Raw genomic sequence first — 23,559 nt, forward strand, 5'->3', positions numbered from 1 at the left:
GAAGGAGCCATCATGGCCGGCCCCCGCCACGACCCCACGCTCTACCGCGACCGCGACACCGTGCCGATCCGGCGCGCGCTCGTCTCGGTGAGCGACAAGACCGACCTGCTCGTCCTGGCCGCGGCTCTGGCCGATGCGGGTGTCGAGATCGTCTCGACCGGTTCGACGGCGTCGACCATCCGCGATGCGGGCTTCCCCGTCACAGACGTGGCCGCCGTCACGGGCGTCGCCGAGATGCTCGACGGACGCGTCAAGACGCTGCACCCCAAGATCCACGGCGGCCTTCTCGCCGACCTGCGCCTCGAGGACCATGAGCGCCAGCTCGCCGAGCTCGACATCACCCCCTTCGAACTGGTCGTCGTCAACCTCTACCCCTTCGTCGAGACCGTCGCCTCGGGCGCCGTCGGCGACGACGTGGTCGAGCAGATCGACATCGGCGGACCCGCGATGGTGCGTGCCGCAGCCAAGAACCACGCCAACGTGGCGATCGTCGTCTCGCCGCAGTCGTACCCCGGGATCATCGCAGCGCTCGCCCAGGGCGGCACCTCGGTCTCCCAGCGCCGCGAGCTCGCCGCCCGTGCCTTCGCACACACGGCGGCCTACGACACGGCGGTCGCCTCCTGGTTCGCCGAGGGCACGCTGCAGGACGACGGCGACCTCCCGACCCATCTCACGATCCAGGCCGAGCGCCTCGCCACTCTCCGCTACGGCGAGAACTCGCACCAGCGCGGCGCGATCTACACGCGCGCCGGCGGTCACGGCATCGCTCAGGCCAGGCAGCTGCAGGGCAAGGAGATGTCGTACAACAACTACGTCGACGCGGATGCCGCCCTGCGCGCCGCGTACGACATGATCAAGCCCGCCGTCGCGATCATCAAGCACGCCAACCCGTGCGGCATCGCGACCACCGCGCCGAACGCCCTCGACCCGATCGCCAGCGCCCACCTGCGCGCCCACGAGTGCGACCCGGTCTCGGCCTACGGGGGCGTGATCGCGGCGAACGGCACGGTGACGCTCAAGATGGCAGAGAACCTCAAGGACATCTTCACGGAGGTCATCGTCGCGCCGTCGTTCGAGCCGGCCGCGCTCGAGGTGTTCAAGGCGAAGAAGAACCTGCGTCTGCTGCAGCTGCCCGAGGACTGGCAGCAGGAGCGCATGGACGTGCGCCTCGTCTCCGGCGGACTGCTGCTGCAGGATGCCGACCGCTTCCCGGACGACATCGTCTCGGTCGCGAAGAACTGGGAGCTCGTCTCGGGAGAGCGTCCGAGCGACGAGGAGATGGAGAACCTCATCTTCGCCTGGAAGGCGTGCCGCGCGGTCAAGTCGAACGCGATCGTGCTCGCGAAGGACAACGCCACGGTGGGTGTCGGCATGGGCCAGGTCAACCGCGTCGACTCGTGCCGCCTCGCGGTCGAGCGTGCGGGGGAGCGCGCCGCCGGATCGGTCGCGTCGTCCGATGCCTTCTTCCCGTTCGCGGATGGGGCCCAGGTGCTGATCGACGCCGGAGTCACGGCGATCGTGCAGCCGGGTGGCTCGGTGCGCGACGAGGAGGTCGTGGACGCTGCGCGCAAGGCCGGCGTGACGATGTTCTTCACCGGGGAGCGTCACTTCTTCCACTGAGCGCTCGCCGTCATCGGGAACGCGTTCCCGTCGCACGCCCGCGTGGCACCTATATACTGGGGGCTCACTGGGGCGATGGGGCGACAGTATGGAAGCACAGGCGCGTGCGACGTCGAACGAAGGCATGTCGGCTGTGCCGTGGCTGAGACCGACGTCCTATTGGATGCCGGCGCACTTCGTGGATTCGGCCTGGGTCACGCACGGTGCGTTCGCCGCCTGGCTCATCGACGTGCTGCGCCCGCGAGACGTGGTGGAACTGGGCACGCACAACGGCTTCTCGTGCTTCGCTTTCGCCGAGGCCGCCAAGAGGCTCGGGCATCCGCTCACCATCAACGCCCTGGACAGCTGGGAGGGCGATGACCACGCCGGCTTCTACGACGATTCCATCTACCAGTCCGTGCGCTCGATCGCGTCGCGCGACTACCCGTCGTCGGTCGAACTGCATCGCGGCTACTTCTCCGACACACGTCCGCGTTTCGCCGCGGCGTCCGTCGATCTCCTGCACATCGACGGACGCCACGGGTACGAGGACGCCCGCGAGGACTACGAGCAGTGGCGGGACACGGTTCGCGACGGAGGAGTGATCCTCTTCCACGACATCGCCGAACGACGCGACGACTTCGGCGTATGGCGCCTCTGGGAGGAGATCTCCGAACCAGGGCGCGTGTTCGCATTCGAGCACGGGCATGGGCTCGGTGTGCTCGCGGTGGGGGACATCCGGCACGAGCCGCTGCGCGCACTCTTCGAGGCGGAGACGTCGGTCGCCGACCGGATCCGCGTTGACTTCGAGCGTCTCGGCGAGATGATCGCCCAGGTCGCGCGCATCCCGCATCTGGAGGCGGAGGTCGCGTCCCTGCATGACGTCGTGGACATGCTGCAGACGGAGCGGGCGCGCCTGTCGGATGTGATCGTGGCGCGCGACGACGCCATCACAGCGGTGCACCGCAGCGCGAGCTGGAAGGTGACGAAGCCGTTGCGCGCAGCCGGGCGGATGGTTCGACGAGGCCGCTGACGGCAGGGTCAGCCGCCTTACGACAGTCATGTCCGATTTCCGCCAGTCGACGTCGGCGGAGGGTGGCAGAGTGGGGGCATGACCTTCCCCGCGAACGGCTTCGACGAGCGCTACCGTGCGATCAGCGCACGCGACACCCGCTTCGACGGGCAGTTCGTGACGGCCGTGCGATCGACCGGGATCTATTGCCGCCCGAGCTGCCCTGCACGCACCCCGAAACCGCAGAACGTGACGTTCTATCCCACGAGCGCCGCCGCGCACGAGGCCGGGTATCGGGCATGCAAGCGGTGTCTGCCTGAAGCCGCGCCCGGTTCTCCGGCGTGGGACATCCGCGGCGACACCGCCGCGCGTGCGATGCGCCTGATCTCCGACGGCGTCGTCGAGCGCGAGGGCGTCCCGGGGTTGGCCGCGCGCCTGGGATACTCCAGCAGGCACCTCACGCGCCTGCTCAGCACCGAGCTCGGCGCCGGCCCTCTCGCGTTGGCGAGGGCGCATCGAGCGCACACCGCGCGGATGCTTCTCGTGGGCACCGACATGCCCATCTCCGACGTCGCCTTCTCCGCCGGTTTCGCCAGCATCCGCCAGTGCAACGACACGATCCGCGAGGTCTTCGCACTCACACCGGGTGAGCTCAGGGCACGTCGCCGGTCGCACGCGTCGGCGGCACCCGGCGCGATCGACCTCGTGCTGCCGTACCGAGGACCGCTCGACGCGAGCGGCATCTTCGCCTGGATGGCCGCGCGCGCCGTCCCCGGGATCGAGGAGGTCACGGCGACGTCGTTCTCCCGACACCTGCGCATGTCGGGCGGGCCCGCCTGGTTCGAGGTGCGCCAGGACGAGACGGCGCGCCTGCATCTGCGCGCCCGCGTCGCGCGGCTGGGCGACCTGGCCCCGCTGGTGTCGACGGTGCGGCGCATCTTCGACCTCGATGCCGACCCGCTCGCGATCGAAGAGGCGCTCTGCGCGCACCCCGAGCTCGCGCCGCTCGTCGCCCGCACTCCGGGCATCCGCGTGCCGGGATCCGCCGATCCGCACGAGATGCTCGTCCGTGCCATGGTCGGGCAGCAGATCACCGTGGTCGCCGCCCGCACGGCGCTCATCGCCCTCGCCGAGGCTCTCGGGGAGCGCACCGACAGCGGCCTGCTGTTCCCGACCATGACGGCGATCGCCGAGCGCGGTGCCGAGGTGCTGCGTGGACCCGCCGCCCGTATCCGCGCCATCACGGGCGCCGCAGCCGCTCTCGCCGACGGGTCCCTGCGGCTGACGGTCGGCGACGACGGCACCGAGCAGCGTGCCGCACTGCTCGCGATGCCGGGTATCGGCCCCTGGACCGCCGACTACGTGCGCATGCGTGTGCTCGGCGATCCCGATGTGCTGCTGCCGGGTGACGTCGCACTGCGCGCCGGCGCGGCGGCGGCGGGCCTGCCCGGGGAGGCCCGAGCGCTCACGGCGTGGTCCGAGCGCACCGCACCGTGGCGCAGCTACCTCAGCGCACACCTCTGGCGCGCCGCCCCGGTGCGCCCTGCCGCATCTCGGCGCGCATCCGCCGCCCACCCCGCCCCCACCGGCGACACCACGACGAAGGAGACCTCATGACCGCCATCCTCCAGACCATCGAGACCCCGGACGGCGCTTTCACGATCCTCGCCGACGACCGTCAGCGGGTGCTGGCCTCCGGCTGGACCTCCGACGTCGAGGCGATCCTCGGCCGGCTGTCCGCTGCGCATCGTCCCGAGGAGTTCCGCGAGGGAGAGACCGATGCCGCAGCCGCCGCACTCGCCTACTACGCGGGCGAACTCTCGGCCATCGACGCGGTCGCCGTGAAGCAGTCCGGAACCGCGCTCCAGCTCGCCGGCTGGTCGGCGCTTCGGGCGATCGAGCCGGGCGAGCCGCTGACCTACACGAGCTTCGCGACACAGCTCGACAATCCTCGGGCCGTGCGGGCGGCGGCGTCCATCTGCGCCCGCAACGCGCCCGCGCTGTTCGTGCCCTGCCATCGCGTGCTGCGTACCGACGGCAGCCTCGGCGGATTCGCCTGGGGTCTCGACGTCAAGGAGAGTCTGCTCGCGCGGGAGAGCGCCGGCGTTTGAGCCGCGGGCACCACGACGGGTCGTCGTCATGGTGCCCGTCGACGAAGCATCCGCACCGACGCGGCCGTAGGCTCGTCCCGTGACCGCCAACGATGCACTCGTCCTCCACCGCCGTGCCGTCGTCGCCGACGCGCACAACGACCTGCTGTGCTCGGTGGCGACCCGCCCCTCGGATGAGTGGTCGGACTACTTCCGTACGCAGTGGCTCCCGCAGCTGCAGGAGGGCGGTGTGGACCTTCAGGTCCTGCCCGTGTTCATCGACGACGTGTACCGCCCGGAGGGGGCACTGCGTCGCACCTTGCGCATGATCGAAGCCGCCCACCGGCTGGCGGAGGGCAACGCCGACGCCGTCGGGCTGTGCCTGGACGGCGATGACATCGACCGCGTGATCGGCGAAGGGCGCATCGCGCTGGTACTCGCCCTGGAGGGGATGCCCGGAATCGCCGACGACGTCGAGCTGCTGGAGACCGTGCATCGCCTCGGGATCCGGATCGGCGCGGTCGCGCACTTCGGACGCAGCGCCTTCGCCGACGGCAGCGGCGAAGACGCCGCCGGCAGCAGGCTCACCCGCACCGGAATCCGGGCGCTCGCGGAGATGGAGCGCGTCGGCATGATCTTCGACATCAGCCATCTCGGAGCGGGCGGAGTCGACCACGTGCTCGAGATCGCCACACGGCCCGTCATGGCCACGCATTCCTCGGCGCGTGCGCTGTTCGACCACCACCGCAACCTGACCGACGCGCAGATCGCCGGGGTCGCGGAGAGCGGGGGAGTCGTGTGCGTCAACTTCTTCGCGCCCTACCTGCACGAGAGCGCCTACACGATCGACACCCTGATCGACCACTTCGAGCGGGTGGTGTCGGTCGCGGGGATCGCGCACGTCGGGATGGGGTCGGACTTCGTCCGCGAGGTGCTCGCGGACACGACGGCCCCGTGTTGCGTGCAGACGACGATCGAGGGAGTCCCCGCCGACCGGTACCTCCCAGGACTCGATGGTCCGACCGGGCTTCCGCTCGTGACCGAGGCTCTGCTGCGCCGCGGCTGGCCGGAGGCGGACATCCTCGCCGTGCTGGGCGGCAACGTGCGACGCTTCCTCCGGTCGGAGCTCGCCGTCACCGCCGGCGCCTGAGCGTCACGAGGTCTCCTTTCCCGCGACCTCGACGATCGCGGTGCAGGAATCGGGAATGACTCTTGCTTTCAGCTGGTTCACAGCAATAGGCTGGTGGGCTGTCGCGCCAACCGGACGACATCGCCGAGCCCCTGAGGAGGACACCATGACCACGATCGCCATCGCGCGGATCGCAGCTCTCGGCTCGACCACGGCGCGCCCGCTCTCCTAGAGCCACCCCGCCCCTTCTTCGTCGGATGCCGGACTCTGTGAGTCCGCTCTCGCATCCGTCCCCTTCCGCACCCGCTGTCCATACGAAACTCGTCTGAGAGACATGTCTTCCTCGCCTTCCGCGCAGAACCCCTCGCCGTCATCGACTCTTTCCACTCCGGCCGCACTGTGGCGCCTGAAGCCCTTCGTGAAGCCCGTCATCTGGCGGCTCGCCGGCGGTGCCGCCAGCGCGCTCATCGCCGCCGTCATCGCCCTGATGATCCCGATCGTTCTCGAGCAGATCATCAGCGGCCCGGTCTACTCCGGTGATCTCAGCGCCATCGTCTGGGGCGCCGTCGCCGTCTTCGCCCTCGCTCTCGGCGAGGCACTGATGGTCTGGCTGCGACGCCAGTTCGTGCTCAACCCCTCGACCGAGGTCGAGTACAAGATGCGCACCGAGCTCTACTCGCGCCTGCAGACCCTCCCGGTGTCGTTCCACGACAGATGGGGCTCCGGTCAGCTGCTCAGCCGCATGATGCAGGACATCGGCCTCATCCGCCGCTGGCTCGCGTTCGGCCTCGTGCTGCTCGTGGTCAACATCCTCACGATCATCATCGGATCCGTGCTGCTGTTCCGGTGGCACTGGCTGCTGGGCGTGATCTTCCTGGTGACCGCGATCCCGCTGTGGATCCGCGGCTACCTGTTCGAGAAGCGCTACGGCGCCCTCACCCGTCGCAGCCAGGATCAGGCCGGTGACCTCGCCACCAGCGTCGAGGAGAGCGTGCACGGCATCCGCGTGCTCAAGGCGTTCGGGCGCGGCAAGCACGCCCTCAGCCGCTTCAGCCGTCAGGCCGAGACTCTGCGCGAGACCGAGATGAGCAAGGCCGGCGCGATCGCGTCCATCTGGTTCTGGCTCGACCTCATGCCGCAGATCGCGTTCGGTCTGAGCCTGATGTCGGGCATCTGGCTGATCTCGGTGGGGCAGATCGACGAGGCGCAGCTGTTCGCGTTCTTCGCGATGGCGGTCGTGCTGCGCTGGCCCATCGAGTCGATCGGCTTCCTGTTCTCGTTCATGCTCGACGCCCGCACGGCGACCGACCGTGTGTTCGACATCTTCTCGGAGACCAACACCATCACCGACCCGGAGAACCCGGTGCACATCGAGAACCCCCGCGGAGAGCTCGCGTTCGAGAACGCGCACTTCCGCTACCAGGATGCGGGCGCCCACGAGCGCGATCTGCTCGACGGCATCGACCTGGTGCTGCGCCCCGGTGAGACCATGGCGCTGGTCGGACTCACCGGCAGCGGCAAGACCACGCTCACCACGCTGCCCACTCGTCTGTACGACGTGACCGGTGGCAGGGTCACGCTCGACGGCGTCGATGTGCGCGACCTTCCGCTCGCGGAACTCCGTCAGCACATCGCGATGGCGTTCGAGGACGCGACGCTGTTCTCGGCGACGGTCCGGGAGAACGTGCTCCTCGGCCGTGCCGAGCTCGATGTGCACGGCGAGGAGGGGGAGCGCGTGCTGCGCGAAGCCCTCGACGTCGCCCAGGCGTCGTTCGTCGATGCGCTGCCCGACGGCGTGGAGACGGTCATCGGCGAGGAGGGGCTCAGCCTCTCCGGCGGCCAGCGGCAGCGACTCGCCCTCGCTCGCGCGGTGGCGGCGAACCCGAAGGTTCTCGTCCTCGACGACCCGCTGTCGGCGCTCGACGTCGACACCGAGGCTCTCGTCGAGGAGGCCCTTCGCCACGTGCTCGCCGACACCACGGCCATGATCGTCGCGCACCGGCCATCGACCGTGGCGCTCGCCGACCGCGTGGCCCTGCTGGAAGCCGGTCGCGTGACGGCGGTGGGCACGCACTCCGAGCTGCTGAAGACGAGCCGGCACTACCGTCACGTCATCTCCAGCCTGGAGGCGGAGGAGGCGGCGCGGACCGGGGCGATCCCGGTGATCCGCGATGAACAGGCCGAGATCGACGAAGAGGTCCAGGAGGGCCTCGGGATGCGAGCCGCCGACGAAGACCCGATCACCGAGAAGGAGGTGCAGCGATGAGCTCCGCCATCACCGGAACCCAGAACGAGGACCGTTCCGAATACACCCGTGACGAGAGCAGGGAGATCCGTCGTCGGTCCCTCCGACTGCTCGGATCCCTGGTCAGCCCTCTGAAACCGCGGATCGTGCTGGCCGCCGCGGTGCTGGTCGTGTCGACCGCTCTGCAGGTCGCCGGCCCCATCCTCATCAGCATCGGCCTCGACCGCGCACTGCCTGCGGCCATCGAACGGGCCGACTGGATGCCGACCTTCATGATCGGCGGCATCTACCTGCTGGCGGGAGCGCTGGCCGCCGTCCTGATCGCCTGGTACGTGATCATCGCCGCCAAACTCACCCAGGCGGTGCTGCTCGATCTGCGCAAGCGCATCTTCCTGCACACCCAGCGCCTCAGCCTGGAGTTCCACGAGTCGTACACGTCTGGCCGCATCATCTCGCGCCAGACGAGTGACCTCGACTCGATCAAGGAGCTCCTGGACGGCGGCCTGAACGAGCTCGTCTCCGGCGTGCTCTTCGGCCTGTTCACCTTCATCGCCCTGTGCGTGTGGGACTGGCAGTCCGGACTCATCCTCGCGATCGGCGGAGTGCCGCTGTTCTTCCTGATGAAGTGGTTCTACTCGCGCTCGCAGCTCGTCTACCGCGAGTCGCGCGTGATCAGTGCCAAGGTGATCGTGCAGTTCGTCGAGACGATGACCGGCATCCGTGCCGTGAAGGCGTTCCGCAAGGAGCCCCGCAACGACAAGGCGTTCCAGGAGATCGCGGGCGAGTACCGCGATGTCAACCGTCGCTCGATGCTGCTGTTCGGCACGTTCGAGCCCGGACTCATGGGCGTGGCCGCGCTGGTGCTCGGCATCGTCGTGCTGTGGGGCGGCATCCGCGTCTCCGAGGGGGCGCTCACGGTCGGTGTGCTGCTGTCCGCCGTGCTGTACGTGCGCAACTTCTTCGCTCCGATGCAGGAGATCGCCATGTTCCTGAACTCCTACCAGTCGGCGACGGCCGCGCTGGAGAAGGTGTCGGGCGTGCTCGAAGAGGTGCCGACGGTTCCGGACCCCGAGAAGCCGGTCGACCTGTGGGAGTCGCGCGGACACATCGAGTTCGACGAGGTGACCTTCGGGTACAACGGCGAGAAGACGATCCTCCCGAACTTCTCGCTCGACATCCCGGCGGGGCAGACGATCGCCCTGGTGGGAACGACCGGTGCCGGCAAGTCGACGCTCGCCAAGCTCATCTCGCGCTTCTACGACCCCTCCGAAGGGCGGGTGACCCTCGACGGGGTCGATCTGCGCTCGCTGCACCCGAAGGATCTCCGTCGCGCGATCGTCATGGTCACGCAGGAGGCCTACCTGTTCAGTGGAACCGTCGCCGACAACATCGCACTCGGCAAGCCGGAGGCGACGCTCGACGAGATCAAGGCCGCGGCACGCGCCGTGGGGGCCGACGGCTTCATCTCGTCGCTGCCGGACGGCTACGGCACCGATGTGAACAAGCGCGGTGGGCGGGTCTCGGCCGGTCAGCGCCAGCTCATCTCCTTCGCCAGGGCGTTCCTCGCCGACCCTGCGGTGCTGATCCTCGACGAGGCCACGGCATCGTTGGACATCCCGTCGGAGCGTCTGATCCAGGATGCGCTGCAGACGCTTCTCAAGGACCGGACGGCGATCATCATCGCGCACCGACTGTCGACGGTCGCGATCGCCGACCGGGTGCTGGTGATGGAGCACGGCCGCATCATCGAGGACGACACCCCCGCCGCGCTCATCAGCGGCACCGGGAAGTTCGCGCAGCTGCACGCAGCCTGGCAGGAGACGCTCGTCTGACCACTCCCTCGACGACTGCGGCCATGCCCGACCTCGCCGGTGCGGCGGGGCCGCCCTGGCCGCAGCGGTCGAGGGGTGGGCGAGCACCCGTGGGTGAGCGTCGAGCGCGGCGCGTGGGTAGCATCGAGGTATGGACCCGTTGCTGCTCGTCGCCGAGTGGTGGTGGATCGCGCCGACTGCGGTCGCCGCGGGGACGGTGGGTGTGATGGGAATACGTCGTCGCAACAGCACGGTCAGCGGACGCCGCCTCGCGGTCGACGCCGCGCGTCACGACCTCAGGGAGGCGCAGCTGGCTGCGGCCGAGCGACGCACCGCGTGGAAGATCGCGCGTGCCGACCTGGCTCGCGTCACCGCGGAGCGGGCCGCTCAGCGCGCGACCGCCGAACAGGTGGCGGGAGCGCGACGGATGCTCAAGGAGCGCGAGCGCGATGCGAAGGCCGCCTCGGCGGATGTGCGCGCGCGTCAGGTCCGCCTCAACGCCGCGAGAGCCGCGGTGCCCTCGGCATCGGAGCCTCGCCCCCTGGAGCGTCTGCACGCCGCGCATGAGGCCGTGACCGTCCGGTGGATGCGGTACGAGACCGACCCCGCCCTGCAGATCTCCTACCCGGCGATGACCGATGTGAAGCATCCGCAGACGGCGGCATACCTCCGCGCCGCAGGTCACGCGGCAGAGATGCGCCGCGCGGCAGCCGGGCGCATCACCCCGGCGGAGTTCGCCGCCTATCGCGATGCCGTCGCCGACCTGGAGCGCGCCTTCGAGGCGGCAGAGCACGCTGCGAAGGTGCAGGCAGGGGAGGCGCCGGAGGCGGCGGCGTGGCAGGACGCCGCGCAGGACATGCTCAACCGTTCGGCCGAAGCGATCGATCGGGCGGCGGGCGCTGCCGCCGCGGCGCTGTCGTCGTGGACGAGCCGTCGCAAGCCCGGCGGCAAGCCGGACGATCGCCCCTGACGCCCAGGCGCGCGACCGCGTGAGAGCGCTCCCCTCGAGCACTGTGAAGGGCGACGAGGTCTCGATGGGGGAGGGGATTCGAGACCCCGCCGCCCGGTCTAGGTCGTGACGCGGATCTCGGCGATGACCTCGCCGTAGGCGGTCTCGCCCACGGGAGTGAAGCCGACGCGGTGGAAGAAGGTCTCCGGCCCGCCCTCGCCGGCCTCGTAGATCACGTTGACGTGGTCTACGCCGCGTTCGCGGGCTTCGTCGACGAGCGCCTCGACGGCGTACCGGCCGACACCGCGGCCCTGGTCGTCGGCGTCGACGTTGATGCGCCACAGCACGGAGCGGAAGTGCTCCTCCGGTGCTTCGGCGTCGAAGTTGGCACTCACGAAGCCGACGACCTCGTTGCGATCCAGGATCACCCGCTGCCAGGAGGTCTGCGGGTTGATGACGGTCGCTGCGATCCCGTACGAGACCGGAGCGAGGAACTGCTCCTGTCCGGGCTTGAGCGACAGGTTGTTCACGGCGACGATCGTCGCAGCGGAGAGTTCGACCATGCGCAGTTCGGACATGGACCCAGGCTAACCCCTCCGGGCGCACCGGACACGTTTCAGGGGAACATTTCGCCGTGCTGTGGCCGTTCGTCGACATCCGAACGGCCATCGGTCGCAGGCCGGGGCCACGGCGTCAGACCTGCTCAGGTATCTTGGTATCGAGACAAATAGCCCCGTGAACGGAGAACCTCCCGGTGACCGACGACGCCATCATCTACACGCACACAGACGAGGCACCGGCGCTCGCCACCGCCTCGTTCCTTCCGATCATCCAGGCATACACCGGCCAGGCCGGCATCGAGGTCGAGACCCGCGACATCTCGCTGGCCGGCCGCATCCTCGCCGCCTTCCCGCAGAAGCTCACCCCGGAGCAGCAGGTGGGCGACTCGCTCGCCGAGCTCGGCGGTCTCGCCACGCTCCCCGAGGCGAACATCATCAAGCTGCCGAACATCTCGGCCTCCATCCCGCAGCTGAAGGGGGCGATCGCCGAGCTCCAGAAGCAGGGCTACGACATCCCCGACTTCCCGGACGAGCCGTCCTCCCTCGAGGAGAAGGACGTTCGCGCGCGCTACGACCGCATCAAGGGCTCCGCCGTGAACCCGGTGCTGCGCGAGGGCAACAGCGACCGCCGTGCCCCGCTCGCGGTGAAGAACTACGCCAGGAAGCACCCTCACCGCAACAAGCCGTTCGCCGCGGGATCCAAGACCCGCGTCGCGACACTCGGTCACGATGACTTCAAGCACAACGAGCGCTCCTGGGTCGCCGCCCACGACGACGTGCTGAGTTTCCGCCACACGGCGAACGACGGCACGGTCACCGTGCTGAAGGAAGGCCTCAAGGTCCTGCCGCGCGAGATCATCGACGCGACGTTCCTCTCGGCCAAGGAGCTCGACGCCTTCCTCGCCGAGACGCTCGCCCAGGCCAAGGCCGACGACGTGCTGTACTCGGTGCACCTCAAGGCGACCATGATGAAGGTCAGCGACCCGATCATCTTCGGTCACGTCGTGAAGGCGTTCTTCGCCGATGTGTTCGCGCAGTACGGTGACAAGCTCGCCGCAGCCGGACTCAGCGCCAACGACGGTCTCGGCTCGATCCTCTCGGGTCTGGCCAACGTGGCGGACGGCGCGGAGATCGCCGCCGCCTTCGACAAGGCCATCGCCGAGGGGCCGCGTCTGTCGTACGTGAACTCCGACAAGGGCACCACGAACCTGCACGTGCCGAGCGATGTGATCGTCGACGCATCGATGCCCGCACTGGTGCGCAACGGCGGCAAGCTCTGGGGCAAGGAGGGCGAAGAGGCGGACACGCTCGCCGTCATCCCCGACTCGTCGTACGCGGGCGTCTACCAGGCCGTGATCGACGACGTGATCGCGAACGGCCCGTTGGACCCGGCGACCATCGGCACCGTCCCCAACGTGGGGCTCATGGCGCAGGCGGCCGAGGAGTACGGCAGCCACGACAAGACCTTCGAGATCGCCGCAGACGGCATCGTGCAGGTCCTCGACGGTGAGGGGACCGTGCTCATCGAGCACACGGTCGGCAAGGGCGACATCTGGCGCGCGACGCAGACCAAGCACATCCCGGTGATGGACTGGGTCAAGCTCGCGGTGACCCGCGCCAGGGCGACCGGCGACCCCGCCGTGTTCTGGCTCGACGCGAACCGCTCGCACGATGCGCAGATCATCGCCAAGGTGCACCAGGGTCTCGCGACGCTCGACACCAAGGGCCTCACGATCACGATCCTCGCGCCCGAGGAGGCCACGCGTTACACGCTCGCACGCATGCGCCACGGGCTCGACACGATCTCGGTCACCGGCAACGTGCTGCGCGACTACCTGACCGACCTGTTCCCGATCCTCGAAGTCGGCACGAGCGCCAAGATGCTCTCGATCGTGCCGCTGCTCGCGGGCGGCGGGCTGTTCGAGACCGGTGCGGGCGGTTCCGCACCCAAGCACGTGCAGCAGCTGGTCGAGGAGAACTACCTGCGCTGGGATTCGCTCGGCGAGTTCTTCGCGCTGGCCGCGTCGCTCGAGCACTTCGCCGACCGCACGGGCAACGACAAGGCCCGTGTGCTCGCCGAGACGCTGGATGCCGCCACCGGGATCTTCCTCGAGGAGGACCGTTCGCCCGGCCGTGCTCTGGGCACGATCGACAACCGCGGCAGCCACTTCTACCTGGGCCTGTACTGGGCTCAGGAGCTGGCGAAGCAGACGAAGGACGCCCAGCTCGCCGCCGCCTTCGCGCCGATCGCCGCCACGCTGGCGCAGAACGAGGAGACCATCGTCTCCGAGCTCAACGCGGTGCAGGGCAAGCCGGTCGAGATCGGCGGCTACTACCGTCCGGACGACGCGCTGGTCGAGGCCGTCATGCGTCCCTCCGCGACGCTGAACGGCATCGTCGACGCACTGCGCTGACGCGAGAGAAGGGGGCGGATGCTGCGGCATCCGCCCCCTTCTTCGTACCCGGGCGGCTCCGGGAGACGGCCTGGCGCCGTCAGCGGAGGGCACACCGACTTCGGAACCGTGCCGCCGTCAGGAGCGCCGCTGGACGGCGCTCTCCTCCCTCCGTTCACAGGACGGTGGGGGAGGAGCGATCGTCAGTAGTGGACGGAGACCTCGAGGCCCTGGGGAGACCAGTCGTAGACGTACTTGGCGAGGTCGATCGGCAGGTTGACGCAGCCGTGACTCATGCGCTGGCCGAAGTTGTTGTGCCAGTAGGTGCCATGGAATCCGATGTTCGGGGCGAACCACGTGATCCAGGGAACGTCTTCCGTGCAGTACGGAGCGCCTTCGTAGCAGCCCATGTCCTGGATGCGGGTGTGCGCGAAGACCTTGAAGTTGCCGGTGGGGGTCAGCGTTCCGGGGAGGCCGGTGGAGACGGCCCAGGAGTTCACGACCTCGTTGTTCTCGTAGAGGACGGCCCGCTGCGAGCTCAAGTTGATGTCGATGCGGCGGAACAGGCTCACCGTCTCGAACGGGGTCTCGGTGACCGTGAGGGCGAACGTGCCGTCGCCGGCCGCGAGCTTGTCGGCGAACTGGTCCGCGACGTCCGACGTGTCGCCGAGCGCGCGGCCCGCGACGCCCTCCTGCTCCGCGCGGAGCACGTTTCCGGCGGAATCGACGATGTTGGTCGCGTTGACCGGAGCACGGTCCACGAGAGCGGGAAGACCATCGACGGTGGCCTGGATCGCCTGCGGGTCGGCCTCGATGCGCAGCTGGCCGTCGTCGTCGACGACCGAGAGCCAGGACGCGGCGACGGCGGGATCGACAGGAACGGTGCGCTCCTCGCCGACGTAGAAGCCGACGGCCGGGAGCATCGTGTTGAGTGTGGACGCGGTGGCCGTGGCGTCGTCGTCGGAGACGGCGGGCTGGGCCGTGGCGGCGTCGCCCGAGTACTCGAGCGTGGTGCGGCCGTCGCCGACCGCCTCGGTGAAGGCGGCGTTGAGGCCGGCGACGTCGATCCCGGTGCCGGTCTCCGACGGGGTGATGACGAAGGTGCCGCTGGCGGCGTCGAAGACCACGCCGGCGTCCACGGGGTCGTCGAAGCTCGTCGGCACTGCGGCGCGCAGTGCCGCGGTCGCCTTCTCGGAATCGAACGCGATCTCCGCCGGTACGGGGTCGCCCATCCAGGCTCCGAGGTTCCAGAGCGGGTGCTCGGCGAAGGCCGTGTCGGCGAGAGCCGTCGCGTCGACGTTCACACCGAGGTCGGTGCCGGTCAGCACGGTGCCCTCTCCTTCGCCGGTGAGGGTGACCTCGGTCTCGGCGAGGTGGGCGTTGATGGTGTCGGCCGCGGCGCCCGGGGTCATCCATCCGACGGGGATGCCCGCGACCGTGGTGCCGGGCGCGATGAGGATCATGGAGGCCGCGCCCGCACCGATCGCGATGACGCCGAGACCCAGCCCGATCCAGAGGCCGAGGCGGCGCTTCTTGGGTGACGGTTCGATGGGGGCCCAGGCGAGGGGCTGTTCGCCGGTGGACGGCGGGACGGTCTCCGTGGGAGCTCCCGTCGGTGCGAGTACTGCGGTGGGCGCGGAGTCATCTCTCTGCGCCTCGGCTGCGCCCGGCGCAGAAATCAGATCGGTCACGAACTTCACCCCCCGGCTCTCAAACGTGTCCTGACGTTCAATGGTACGGGATGGGAGGTAACGGGGAGGCAACGGTCCGTGATAACGTGCCTCCCCGCATCAGGCCCGTCAGTCGATGATGGCGATGCCGTCGATCTCGACCAGCATCTCTTCGCGCGGCAGACCGGTGAAGACGGTGGTGCGCGAGGGCAGGACCCCATTCGTGGTGTGCGCGGTCACGAAGGCGCCGTAGGCATCGTTCATGATCGGGAAGTCCTCGCGCTTGGTCAGGTAGACGCGCAGCATCACCACGTCGTCGAAGGTCGCACCGGATGCCTCGACGATCGCCTTCACGTTCTCCAGGGTGCGGGTCGTCTGGGCGGCGACGTCACCGGGGAACAGGTACTCGTTCGTCTTCGGGTCGACGGGACCCTGGCCGGACACCTGCACGAACGGGCCCTTGCGGATCCCCTGCGAGAAGGTGTGGGCGGGGGCGGGAGCGGCGTCGGTGGAAACTCGGATCTTCGCGGTCATGCCGCCAGCCTAGTAGCCTTGTTAGATGCCTCTACAAATTCCGGATCCCGTTCTCGGCGCCTGGACGAAGGGCTTCCCGGCGCGTGCTGCGGGCCTCCGACTCTCGGAGGTGGCCGACGCCGATCTGCACCTCTCCGACCTGGTCACCCCGGTGTTGACGGTGCACGAGGACGCCCTCACCCACAACGAGGAGACCGTCTTCGCCTGGGCGCGGGAGCAGGGGGTGCTGCTCGCGCCGCACGGCAAGACCACCATGGCCCCCGCACTTTGGCAGCGGCTGCTCGACGCCGGTGCCTGGGGGATCTCGGTCGCCACGCCCTGGCAGGCCGAGGTGGCCATCGACGCCGGCGTCTCGACCGTGCTGATCGCCAACGCGGTCACGGACCCGGCCGCGGTGCGGCGGCTGGGAGAGCTGCTCGCCGCCGATGAAGGACTGCGCGTGCTGTGCTGGGCGGACTCGCTCGCAGGTGTCGCGATCCTCGCGAAGGAGATGCGCGACGCCGCGCGGCCGCTGGATGTGCTGGTCGAGCTCGGCGGGGCGCACGGTCGTACCGGGGCGCGCACCGTGGAGGAGGGAGTGCGGATCGCGCAGGCCCTCTCCGCCGCGCCCGGCCTGCGGCTCGCGGGTGTCACGGGATACGAAGGGCCGTTCGGTCCGGACCGCAGCGAGGCCTCCGTCGCCGCCGTCGATGCGTACCTGCGGACGCTCGTCGAACTGCACACGCGCCTGGACTATCCCGACGATGTGCGCCCGGTGCTCAGCGCCGGTGGCAGCTCCTTCCCCGATCGTGCCGCAGCGGTGCTCTCCGAGGCGGCAGCCGAGGCCGATGTCGTGCTGCGCTCCGGTGCCTTCCAGATCCACGACGACGGCTTCTACTCCCGGATGTCCCCGTTCGGCCCGCTCACCGGGACCGCGCCGCTCCGTTCGGCGATGCACGCCTGGTCACGAGTGGTGTCCCAGCCGGAGGACGGCCTCGCGCTGCTCGATGCGGGCCGACGCGACGTGCCGTTCGACCTCGACCTGCCTGCTCCGCAGAGCGTCGCGGGCGAGGTCACCGCGCTGAACGATCAGCACGCGTTCCTGCGTGTCGCGGACGATGCGACGGTCGCCGTCGGCGATGTCGTGCGGCTGGGACTCTCGCACCCCTGCACGGCCTTCGACAAGTGGCGGGTGGTCGCGGTGATCGACGACCCCGACGCCGCCGACCCCCGGGTGATCGGAGCGGTCGCGACATGCTTCTGAGCGCGCACAAGGCTGCGGCCGGGCTCGTACGGGTCTATCGCGGAGCCACCGTCATCGACGGCACGGGGGCGCCGCGGTACGTCGCCGACGTCGCCGTGGAGGGGGCGAGAGTCGTCGCGATCCTCCCCGACGGCGCGGAGGGGTCCGAGCTCGAACTCCCCGACGGCGCCGTGGAGATCGCGGCCTCCGGGCTCATGCTGGCCCCGGGTTTCATCGACATGCACGCGCACAGCGAACTCGCCGTGCTGAGCGGTGCGGCGCACGATGCGAAGATCCGCCAGGGCGTCACGACAGAGGTGCTCGGCCAGGACGGTCTCGGCTACGCACCCCTCGATGATGCCGCGGCCGCCGTCATTCCGGCGCAGATCGCCGGGTGGAACGGGATGCCTGCACAGGCACCGTGGCGGACGATGGACGATCTGCTCGCGGCGATCGACGCCGCGGCCGTCGCGAACGCTGCGGTCCTCGTCCCGCAGGGGAATCTGCGGATGATGGTCGTCGGTCATGAGAACCGTCCCGCGACGTCGACCGAGATCTCCGCGATGGCCGATCTGCTGGGAGAGGCACTGGATGCGGGAGCGTTCGGCATGTCGAGCGGCCTCACCTACACCCCGGGGATGTACGCCGACACGGCGGAGCTCGAAGCCCTGTGCCGCGTCGTCGCCGAACGCGGCGGATACTGGGCGCCGCACACGCGCAGCTACGGGGGCGCGGCGCTCGAGGCGTACCGGGAGGCGCTCGAGATCGGACGTCGGACCGGCTGCCCGGTGCATCTCACGCACGCCACCATGAACTTCGCCCCGAACCGGGGTCGCGCGCAGGAACTGCTGGCCCTGATCGATGAGGCGATCGCGGACGGCGTGGACGTGACGCTGGACACCTATCCCTACCTCCCCGGCGCCACCACGCTCTCCGCGCTGCTGCCGAGCCGGCTGGCAGCGGGCGGCGATCTGCTGGGGGCCATCGCAGCCCTCGACGCCGCAGGCAGGGAAGCCGTGCGCGTGGAGCTCGAGGAGATCGGCTGCGACGGCTTCCACGGCGAGAAGGCCGATTGGACGCAGATCCAGATCTCCGGCACGGCGAACCCCGCCCTCGCCGCTCTCGTCGGACGCACGATCGCCGAGATCTCGACCACGACCGGTCGCCGTGCCGTCGACGTGGTGCTCGACACGATCCTCGAGGACGCCGGCGCCACGGGCATCCTCATGCACATCGGCGACGAGGAGAACGTCCGCGCGATCATGCGCCACCCGCAGCACTCGGGTGGCAGCGACGGGATCCTGATCGGCGCCCGGCCGCATCCGCGTGGGCGCGGCACGTTCCCGCGGTACCTCGGGCACTACGTGCGTGAGCTCGGCATCCTCACCTGGGAGGAGGCCGTCCGTCACCTGGCCGGGACGCCGGCGAGGCGGCTGGGGCTGGATCGCGGCGACGCTCCTCGCGGAATCGTCAGACAGGGGGCGACCGCCGACCTGGTGTTGTTCGACCCGGAGACCGTCGCGGCGGGGGCGACGTTCGAGGCGCCTCTCACCGCCCCGAGCGGCATCGTGGAGGTGCTGGTCGGCGGCGTGCCGGTGCTGTCGGACGGGGACGTGACCGGCCTCACCCCCGGACGTGCGCTGCGGATGCCGCCGCCTGCGCACCGCGCGACGGTACCTCGTGTCGAGGCCGTGATCGATCCGGCCCTTCCCGCCTTCGTGTGGACGGCCCGGACGCCGATCCTCGCCACTGCCGATCTCGCCGCCTCCGTGGCGCGGCTGGGCGGCGGCGGGGGAGGAGGCGACACCGAGCTGCCGCCGATCCGTCTGTGCGTGGACGAGACCCTCGGTGCCGAGGCCGCAGCGGCGGGCCGTATCGCCGATGAAGCCTTCCGCGTGAGCGTGAGCGGCGCCGGCATCGAGGTCAGGGGGGCGAGTCCGGTCGGAGTGTTCCGGGGCGTCACCACGCTGCGACAGCTCAGGGACCCCGAGGCTTCGACGGCGGTGATCCCCACCGGCGTCTGGGAGGGGGCGCCCGCCTATAACTGGCGCGGGACGATGCTCGACGTCGCCAGGCACTTCCGCACGGTCGACGACGTCCGCCGTCTGATCGATCTGCTCGCCGACCATCACCTCAACGTCCTGCATCTTCACCTCACCGACGATCAGGGCTGGCGCTTCGAGGTGCCGGGCTTCCCTCGGCTCACCGAGGTGGGCGCGCGCCGCGAGGCGACGCAGCTCGGGCACGGGCCGCTCTCGACGGTCGAGGTCGGCGTGCACGAGGGCTTCTACACGACCGCGCAGCTGCGCGAGCTCGTCGCCTACGCGCGCGAGCGATTCGTGACCCTGCTACCCGAGGTCGAGCTTCCCGGGCACATCCAGGCGGGCCTGGCGGCCTACCCCGAACTCGGCAACGTGGACGTCGGGGAGCCGATCCTCTCCGCCTGGGAGCGCTTCGGGGTGAACCCCCGCACCCTCGCTCCGACGGATGCCGCGCTGGCGTTCGGGCGGGCGGCGATCGATGCCCTGTGCGACGTGTTCGACTCGGAGTGGATCGGGATCGGCGGCGACGAGGTGCCGGTGACCGAGTGGGCCCAGAGCCCCGCGGCCGCCGAGCGGATGCGACAGCTCGGGCTCGACACGCCGCACGACGTGCAGCCGTGGTTCACGGCGCACTTCGTCGCGCACGTCCGTGCCCGCGGTCGCGTCGCCCTCGCCTGGGACGAGGTCCTCGAGGGGGATGTCCCCGAGGGGGTGCGCATCCTCGCGTGGCGTGGTCCCGCCGCGATGCGCGAGGCGCTCCGTCGTGGCATCGAGGTCGTGGCGTGCCCCGATCTCGAGGTGTACCTCGACTACCCGCAGTCGGATTCGGAGGAGGAGCCGATCAGGGTCGGCCCGCCGCTGTCGATCGAGCGCGCCTACACGTTGCGCGTCGAGGACGGCGCGGTCGGGGGACAGGCGAACGTGTGGAGCGAGCATCTGCCGTCCAGGGATCGCGTCGATTTCGCGATGTTCCCGCGTCTGTCGGCGATCGCCGAGAGGCTCTGGGAGGGCGGGGACGCCGCGCCGTATGCCGACTTCGGACGGCGTCTGCCGACGCACCTGCGCCGGCTCGCCGCGGCAGGGGTGCGGTATCGTCCCCTTGACGGGCCGGAGCCCGGACAGCGCCGCCCCGGCGTGCCGGGGAAGCCACTCACGATCGAGGCTCGGGAGCAGATCGTCGCGGGGCTCGTGGAGCGTCTCATCGAGCGCTCGAAGACGGTCGTCGCCGACGACCCGAAGTAATGTAACGTTTCGGTAACCCTCCTCGCGCGTCCGCGAGCGGAGGTTGCGCAATTTTTGTTCGTAAGGTCTACTAACAAACATGTCCGTTTCGGATGAACAGCGTTCCGCATCGCCGTCAGAGTACGTCGGTGCGAATGCGCACGCCTTCGGCCCAGGGCGCCACCTGCGCTCGCGATCCAAGGTGCTGCCCGAGCACGCCCGCGGTCACAACCGCGCCCTGGTCCTGCAGACTCTGTACCACGCAGGGGCGATGAGTCGCGCCGACCTCTCCCGGGAGACGGGGCTCACCCGGGTCACCATCTCCGACCTGGTCGCCGAGTTCATCGCCGATGGGATCGTCATCGAGATGGGCGTGCGCGAGGCCGTCGGCCCGGGCAAGCCGCCCATCCTCATCGACATCGACCGGTTCGGTCACCAAATCGTCGGTCTCGATCTCTCCGGACCCGACGCCTTCACCGGCGCGGTGCTGAGCCTCGACGGCGACGTGCTCGAACGACGTGCGGTGCCGCGTCCGCAGTCGCCCGACGGCGAGGCGGCGTACGCAGCTCTCCGGGAGCTCGCGCAGACCCTGGTCGCCGCATCCACCCAACCGCTGCTCGGCGTGGGCATCGGCACCCCGGGTGTCGTGCGCCCTGACGGCCTCGTCCTCAGCTCTCCCAACCTCGGCTGGACGAACTTCCCGCTCGAGGCGAAGCTCGGCGTCGATCTCGACCTGCCAGTGCTCGCACGCAACGACGCCAACGCGGCGGTGCTCGCCGAGTACACCTTCGGCGATGCGAAAGCCGACTTCATGCTCATCAAGATCGGCAAGGGCGTCGGAGCCGGCCTCATCACCGGCAGCCAGCCGCTGCTGGGCAGCCGCTTCGCGGCGGGCGAGATCGGGCACGTGGTCGTCGGAACCGATGGCGGACCCCGCTGCGCGTGCGGAAAGGACGGCTGTCTCGAGGCGTGGCTCAGCGTCAGCCGCCTCGGTGCGGCGATCGCGGCGGAACCCGATGCGCGCGACGAGATCCTCCGCGATGCCGGAACGCGCATGGCGATCGCCATCGCTCCGATCGTCGCGGCCCTCGACCTCTCCGAGGTCGTGCTCTCCGGACCTGCCGATCTGCTCGACGGCATCCTGATCGATGCCGCGATCGAGACTCTGCACGCTCGCACCCTCGAGGGTGTTTTCGAAGACGTCGTGGTGCGCCTGACGCACCAGGAGGACATCGTCCTGCGGGGAGCCGCGGTCATGGTGCTCTCCGGGCAGCTGGGAGTGTCGTGACCGTCACCTCCACCCGCACCGGCACGACGGGCAGCGACATCCGATGACGGGTGCAGACACGGCCGACCGCTCCGGTCGGCAGATTCGAGTGGGCCTGGACGTCGGCGGCACCAAGATCGACGCGGTGGCCGTCGACCCCTCCGGTCACATCCGCGGACGGCTGCGACGACCCACCGGATGGGGCGATGACGCCGTCGTCGAGAGCATCGTGATGGCCGTGACGGCGCTCGCCGACGAGAGCGGATTCCCCCTCGCCGACGTCGGCTCCGTCGGCATCGGCATCCCGGGGCTCGTCGACGCCGAGGCCGGGCGGGTGGATCACGCGGTCAACCTCGGTGTGGAGTCCCTGGACCTCGCCGAGAAGGCCGAACGCGCGCTCGGCGTGCCCTTCCGGGTGGAGAACGACGTGAAGGCCGCAGCCCTCGGCGCTGCGGTGCTGAGCGGGATCGCCGGCTCCATGGCGTATCTGAACCTCGGAACGGGCGTCGCCGCCGGCATCGTGATCGATGGGCGCATCTGGCGTGGCGCTCGGGGAACGGCCGGCGAGGTCGGTCATCTCTCCGTCGACCCGCACGGACGCCTGTGCGGTTGCGGACAGCACGGATGCGTCGAGACCTTCTGCGGCGGCGGTGCTCTGGCCAAGGCCTGGGGACGCCCGGGTGCGCTGCCGATCAGGGACATCTTCGACGCGGCGGACGCCGGCGATCCGCTGGCGCTCTCGCTTCGCGACGACCTGTACCACGGAGCCGCAGCCGCCGTGCGCGTGCTCGTGCTCTCCGCCGACGTCGAGACGGTGGTCATCGGGGGAGGGCTCACGGCTCTCGGTGACCGGCTCGAGAACGGCATCCGCGCGGCGCTGCACGCCGGCGCCGAGGCGTCACCGTTCATGCGGTCGCTCCGCTTGGATGAGAGAATCGAACTGCTCCCGGCGGGGTCTCCCGCCGCCGCATTCGGCGCCGCACTGGTCGGCGCCTCCATCACCGAGAAGGAGATCGTTCCGCATGGCTGAGGTCGTCATCGTCGAGAATGCCGAGGCCGCCGGCGCTTTGGTCGCCACCGAGATCGTGGAGCTGATCGCCCGTCGTCCCGACGCGGTCCTCGGCCTCGCGACCGGGTCGACCCCGCTGCCGGTGTACCAGGCGCTCCGCTCCCAGCTCGCGGGTCGCGACGTCTCCCAGGTGCGCGGCTTCGCCCTCGACGAGTACGTCGGCATCGACCCCGCGCACCCGGAGAGCTACCGCTCCGTCATCACGCGTGAGGTCGTCGAGCCGCTCGGACTCGACCTGCAGCGCATCCATGTCCCCAACGGCGCGCAGGCGACGATCCAGCACGCCGGCGACGACTACGAAGCGGCCATCGACGCCGCAGGCGGTGTCGACCTGCAGATCCTCGGTATCGGCACGGACGGGCACATCGGCTTCAACGAGCCCGGATCGTCGTTCGCATCGCGCACTCGCGTGAAGACGCTCACGGAGCAGACCCGCGAGGACAACGCCCGCTTCTTCGACTCGATCGACGACGTGCCCATGCACTGCATCACGCAGGGGCTCGGGACGATCCTGAAGGCGCGTCACCTGGTGCTGCTCGCCTTCGGCGAGGGGAAGGCCGCAGCCGTCGCCGGCGCGGTCGAGGGTCCGCTTACGGCGCTGCTGCCCGGTTCCGCGATCCAGCTGCACCCGCACGCGACGATCGTGGTCGACGAAGCCGCAGCTTCGCGCCTCGCGCTCGCGGACTACTACCGCTACACGTTCGCGAACAAGCCTTCCTGGCAGGGCATCTGACACCTGCCCGACG

Annotated in this window: 17 protein-coding genes; 14 read left to right on the forward strand and 3 right to left on the reverse strand. The window is 69.8% G+C overall.

The genetic code is table 11. From position 1 onward, the window contains the following. The first annotated feature begins 12 nt into the window (after window positions 1-12). From purH to ACP699_RS16350, 8 genes are all read left to right on the forward strand, one after another. Window positions 13-1,620, forward strand: coding sequence for a bifunctional phosphoribosylaminoimidazolecarboxamide formyltransferase/IMP cyclohydrolase (gene purH / locus ACP699_RS16315; protein ID WP_055870512.1), 1,608 nt, complete (start codon window positions 13-15; stop codon window positions 1,618-1,620). Window positions 1,621-1,708: 88 nt separating this feature from the next. Continuing rightward, complete coding sequence (locus tag ACP699_RS16320) at window positions 1,709-2,632, forward strand: class I SAM-dependent methyltransferase (RefSeq protein WP_426172314.1); 924 nt, start codon at window positions 1,709-1,711, stop codon at window positions 2,630-2,632. A gap of 78 nt (window positions 2,633-2,710) precedes the next feature. Beyond that, window positions 2,711-4,228, forward strand: coding sequence for an AlkA N-terminal domain-containing protein (locus tag ACP699_RS16325; RefSeq protein ID WP_426172316.1), 1,518 nt, complete (start codon window positions 2,711-2,713; stop codon window positions 4,226-4,228). Next, window positions 4,225-4,722: a methylated-DNA--[protein]-cysteine S-methyltransferase gene (locus tag ACP699_RS16330; protein ID WP_055877451.1), complete on the forward strand. Its 498-nt coding sequence runs from the start codon at window positions 4,225-4,227 to the stop codon at window positions 4,720-4,722. Before ACP699_RS16325 ends, ACP699_RS16330 begins: the two co-directional genes overlap by 4 nt. 79 nt (window positions 4,723-4,801) lie before the next feature. Then, the gene (locus tag ACP699_RS16335; protein ID WP_426172319.1) at window positions 4,802-5,851 is read left to right on the forward strand and encodes a dipeptidase; all 1,050 of its coding nucleotides are present in this window, start codon (window positions 4,802-4,804) and stop codon (window positions 5,849-5,851) included. Between the two features lie 313 nt (window positions 5,852-6,164). Beyond that, window positions 6,165-8,096: an ABC transporter ATP-binding protein gene (locus tag ACP699_RS16340; RefSeq protein ID WP_426172320.1), complete on the forward strand. Its 1,932-nt coding sequence runs from the start codon at window positions 6,165-6,167 to the stop codon at window positions 8,094-8,096. Beyond that, the gene (locus ACP699_RS16345) at window positions 8,093-9,907 is read left to right on the forward strand and encodes an ABC transporter ATP-binding protein (RefSeq protein WP_055870527.1); all 1,815 of its coding nucleotides are present in this window, start codon (window positions 8,093-8,095) and stop codon (window positions 9,905-9,907) included. The genes ACP699_RS16340 and ACP699_RS16345 overlap by 4 nt, the downstream gene beginning before the upstream one ends. A 130-nt stretch (window positions 9,908-10,037) precedes the next feature. Beyond that, window positions 10,038-10,856, forward strand: a complete 819-nt coding sequence (locus ACP699_RS16350; RefSeq protein WP_055870530.1) for a hypothetical protein — start codon at window positions 10,038-10,040, stop codon at window positions 10,854-10,856. Window positions 10,857-10,954: 98 nt separating this feature from the next. On the opposite strand, the gene ACP699_RS16355 is transcribed toward ACP699_RS16350, so the two are convergent. After that, the gene (locus ACP699_RS16355; RefSeq protein ID WP_055870534.1) at window positions 10,955-11,413 is read right to left on the reverse strand and encodes a GNAT family N-acetyltransferase; all 459 of its coding nucleotides are present in this window, start codon (window positions 11,411-11,413) and stop codon (window positions 10,955-10,957) included. A 176-nt stretch (window positions 11,414-11,589) separates the two neighbouring features. Here ACP699_RS16355 and ACP699_RS16360 point away from each other — a divergent pair, with 176 nt between their 5' ends. Next, entirely contained in the window at window positions 11,590-13,809 is a 2,220-nt protein-coding gene (locus ACP699_RS16360) for an NADP-dependent isocitrate dehydrogenase (protein ID WP_218682715.1), read from the forward strand. Window positions 13,810-13,991: 182 nt separating this feature from the next. Here ACP699_RS16360 and ACP699_RS16365 read toward each other — a convergent pair whose 3' ends face one another. Together ACP699_RS16365 and ACP699_RS16370 are read right to left on the reverse strand one after the other, a co-directional pair. Then, window positions 13,992-15,479 (reverse strand): L,D-transpeptidase family protein, encoded by a 1,488-nt coding sequence (locus ACP699_RS16365; RefSeq protein ID WP_235562603.1) that lies wholly within the window; start codon window positions 15,477-15,479, stop codon window positions 13,992-13,994. A gap of 108 nt (window positions 15,480-15,587) precedes the next feature. After that, window positions 15,588-15,992, reverse strand: a complete 405-nt coding sequence (locus tag ACP699_RS16370; protein WP_017828337.1) for a RidA family protein — start codon at window positions 15,990-15,992, stop codon at window positions 15,588-15,590. Between the two features lie 25 nt (window positions 15,993-16,017). Here ACP699_RS16370 and ACP699_RS16375 point away from each other — a divergent pair, with 25 nt between their 5' ends. The 5 genes from ACP699_RS16375 to nagB all read left to right on the forward strand — a co-directional run bounded on the left by ACP699_RS16375 (window position 16,018) and on the right by nagB (window position 23,546). Beyond that, window positions 16,018-17,235 carry an alanine racemase gene (locus tag ACP699_RS16375; RefSeq protein ID WP_426172325.1) on the forward strand — a complete coding sequence of 406 codons (1,218 nt, stop codon included), beginning with the start codon at window positions 16,018-16,020 and terminating at the stop codon, window positions 17,233-17,235. Further along, window positions 17,226-20,498, forward strand: a complete 3,273-nt coding sequence (locus tag ACP699_RS16380) for a family 20 glycosylhydrolase (protein WP_426172327.1) — start codon at window positions 17,226-17,228, stop codon at window positions 20,496-20,498. Before ACP699_RS16375 ends, ACP699_RS16380 begins: the two co-directional genes overlap by 10 nt. A gap of 79 nt (window positions 20,499-20,577) precedes the next feature. Continuing rightward, window positions 20,578-21,765: an ROK family transcriptional regulator gene (locus ACP699_RS16385; protein WP_055870549.1), complete on the forward strand. Its 1,188-nt coding sequence runs from the start codon at window positions 20,578-20,580 to the stop codon at window positions 21,763-21,765. 43 nt (window positions 21,766-21,808) lie between these two features. Then, window positions 21,809-22,774 (forward strand): ROK family protein, encoded by a 966-nt coding sequence (locus ACP699_RS16390; RefSeq protein ID WP_174799539.1) that lies wholly within the window; start codon window positions 21,809-21,811, stop codon window positions 22,772-22,774. Beyond that, on the forward strand, window positions 22,767-23,546 hold the full coding sequence (gene nagB / locus ACP699_RS16395; protein WP_426172330.1) for a glucosamine-6-phosphate deaminase: 780 nt from the start codon (window positions 22,767-22,769) through the stop codon (window positions 23,544-23,546). The genes ACP699_RS16390 and nagB overlap by 8 nt, the downstream gene beginning before the upstream one ends. Window positions 23,547-23,559: the final 13 nt, after the last annotated feature.

The organism is Microbacterium sp. DWRC1-3, from assembly GCF_049896645.1.
Classification (GTDB): Bacteria; Actinomycetota; Actinomycetes; order Actinomycetales; family Microbacteriaceae; genus Microbacterium; species Microbacterium maritypicum.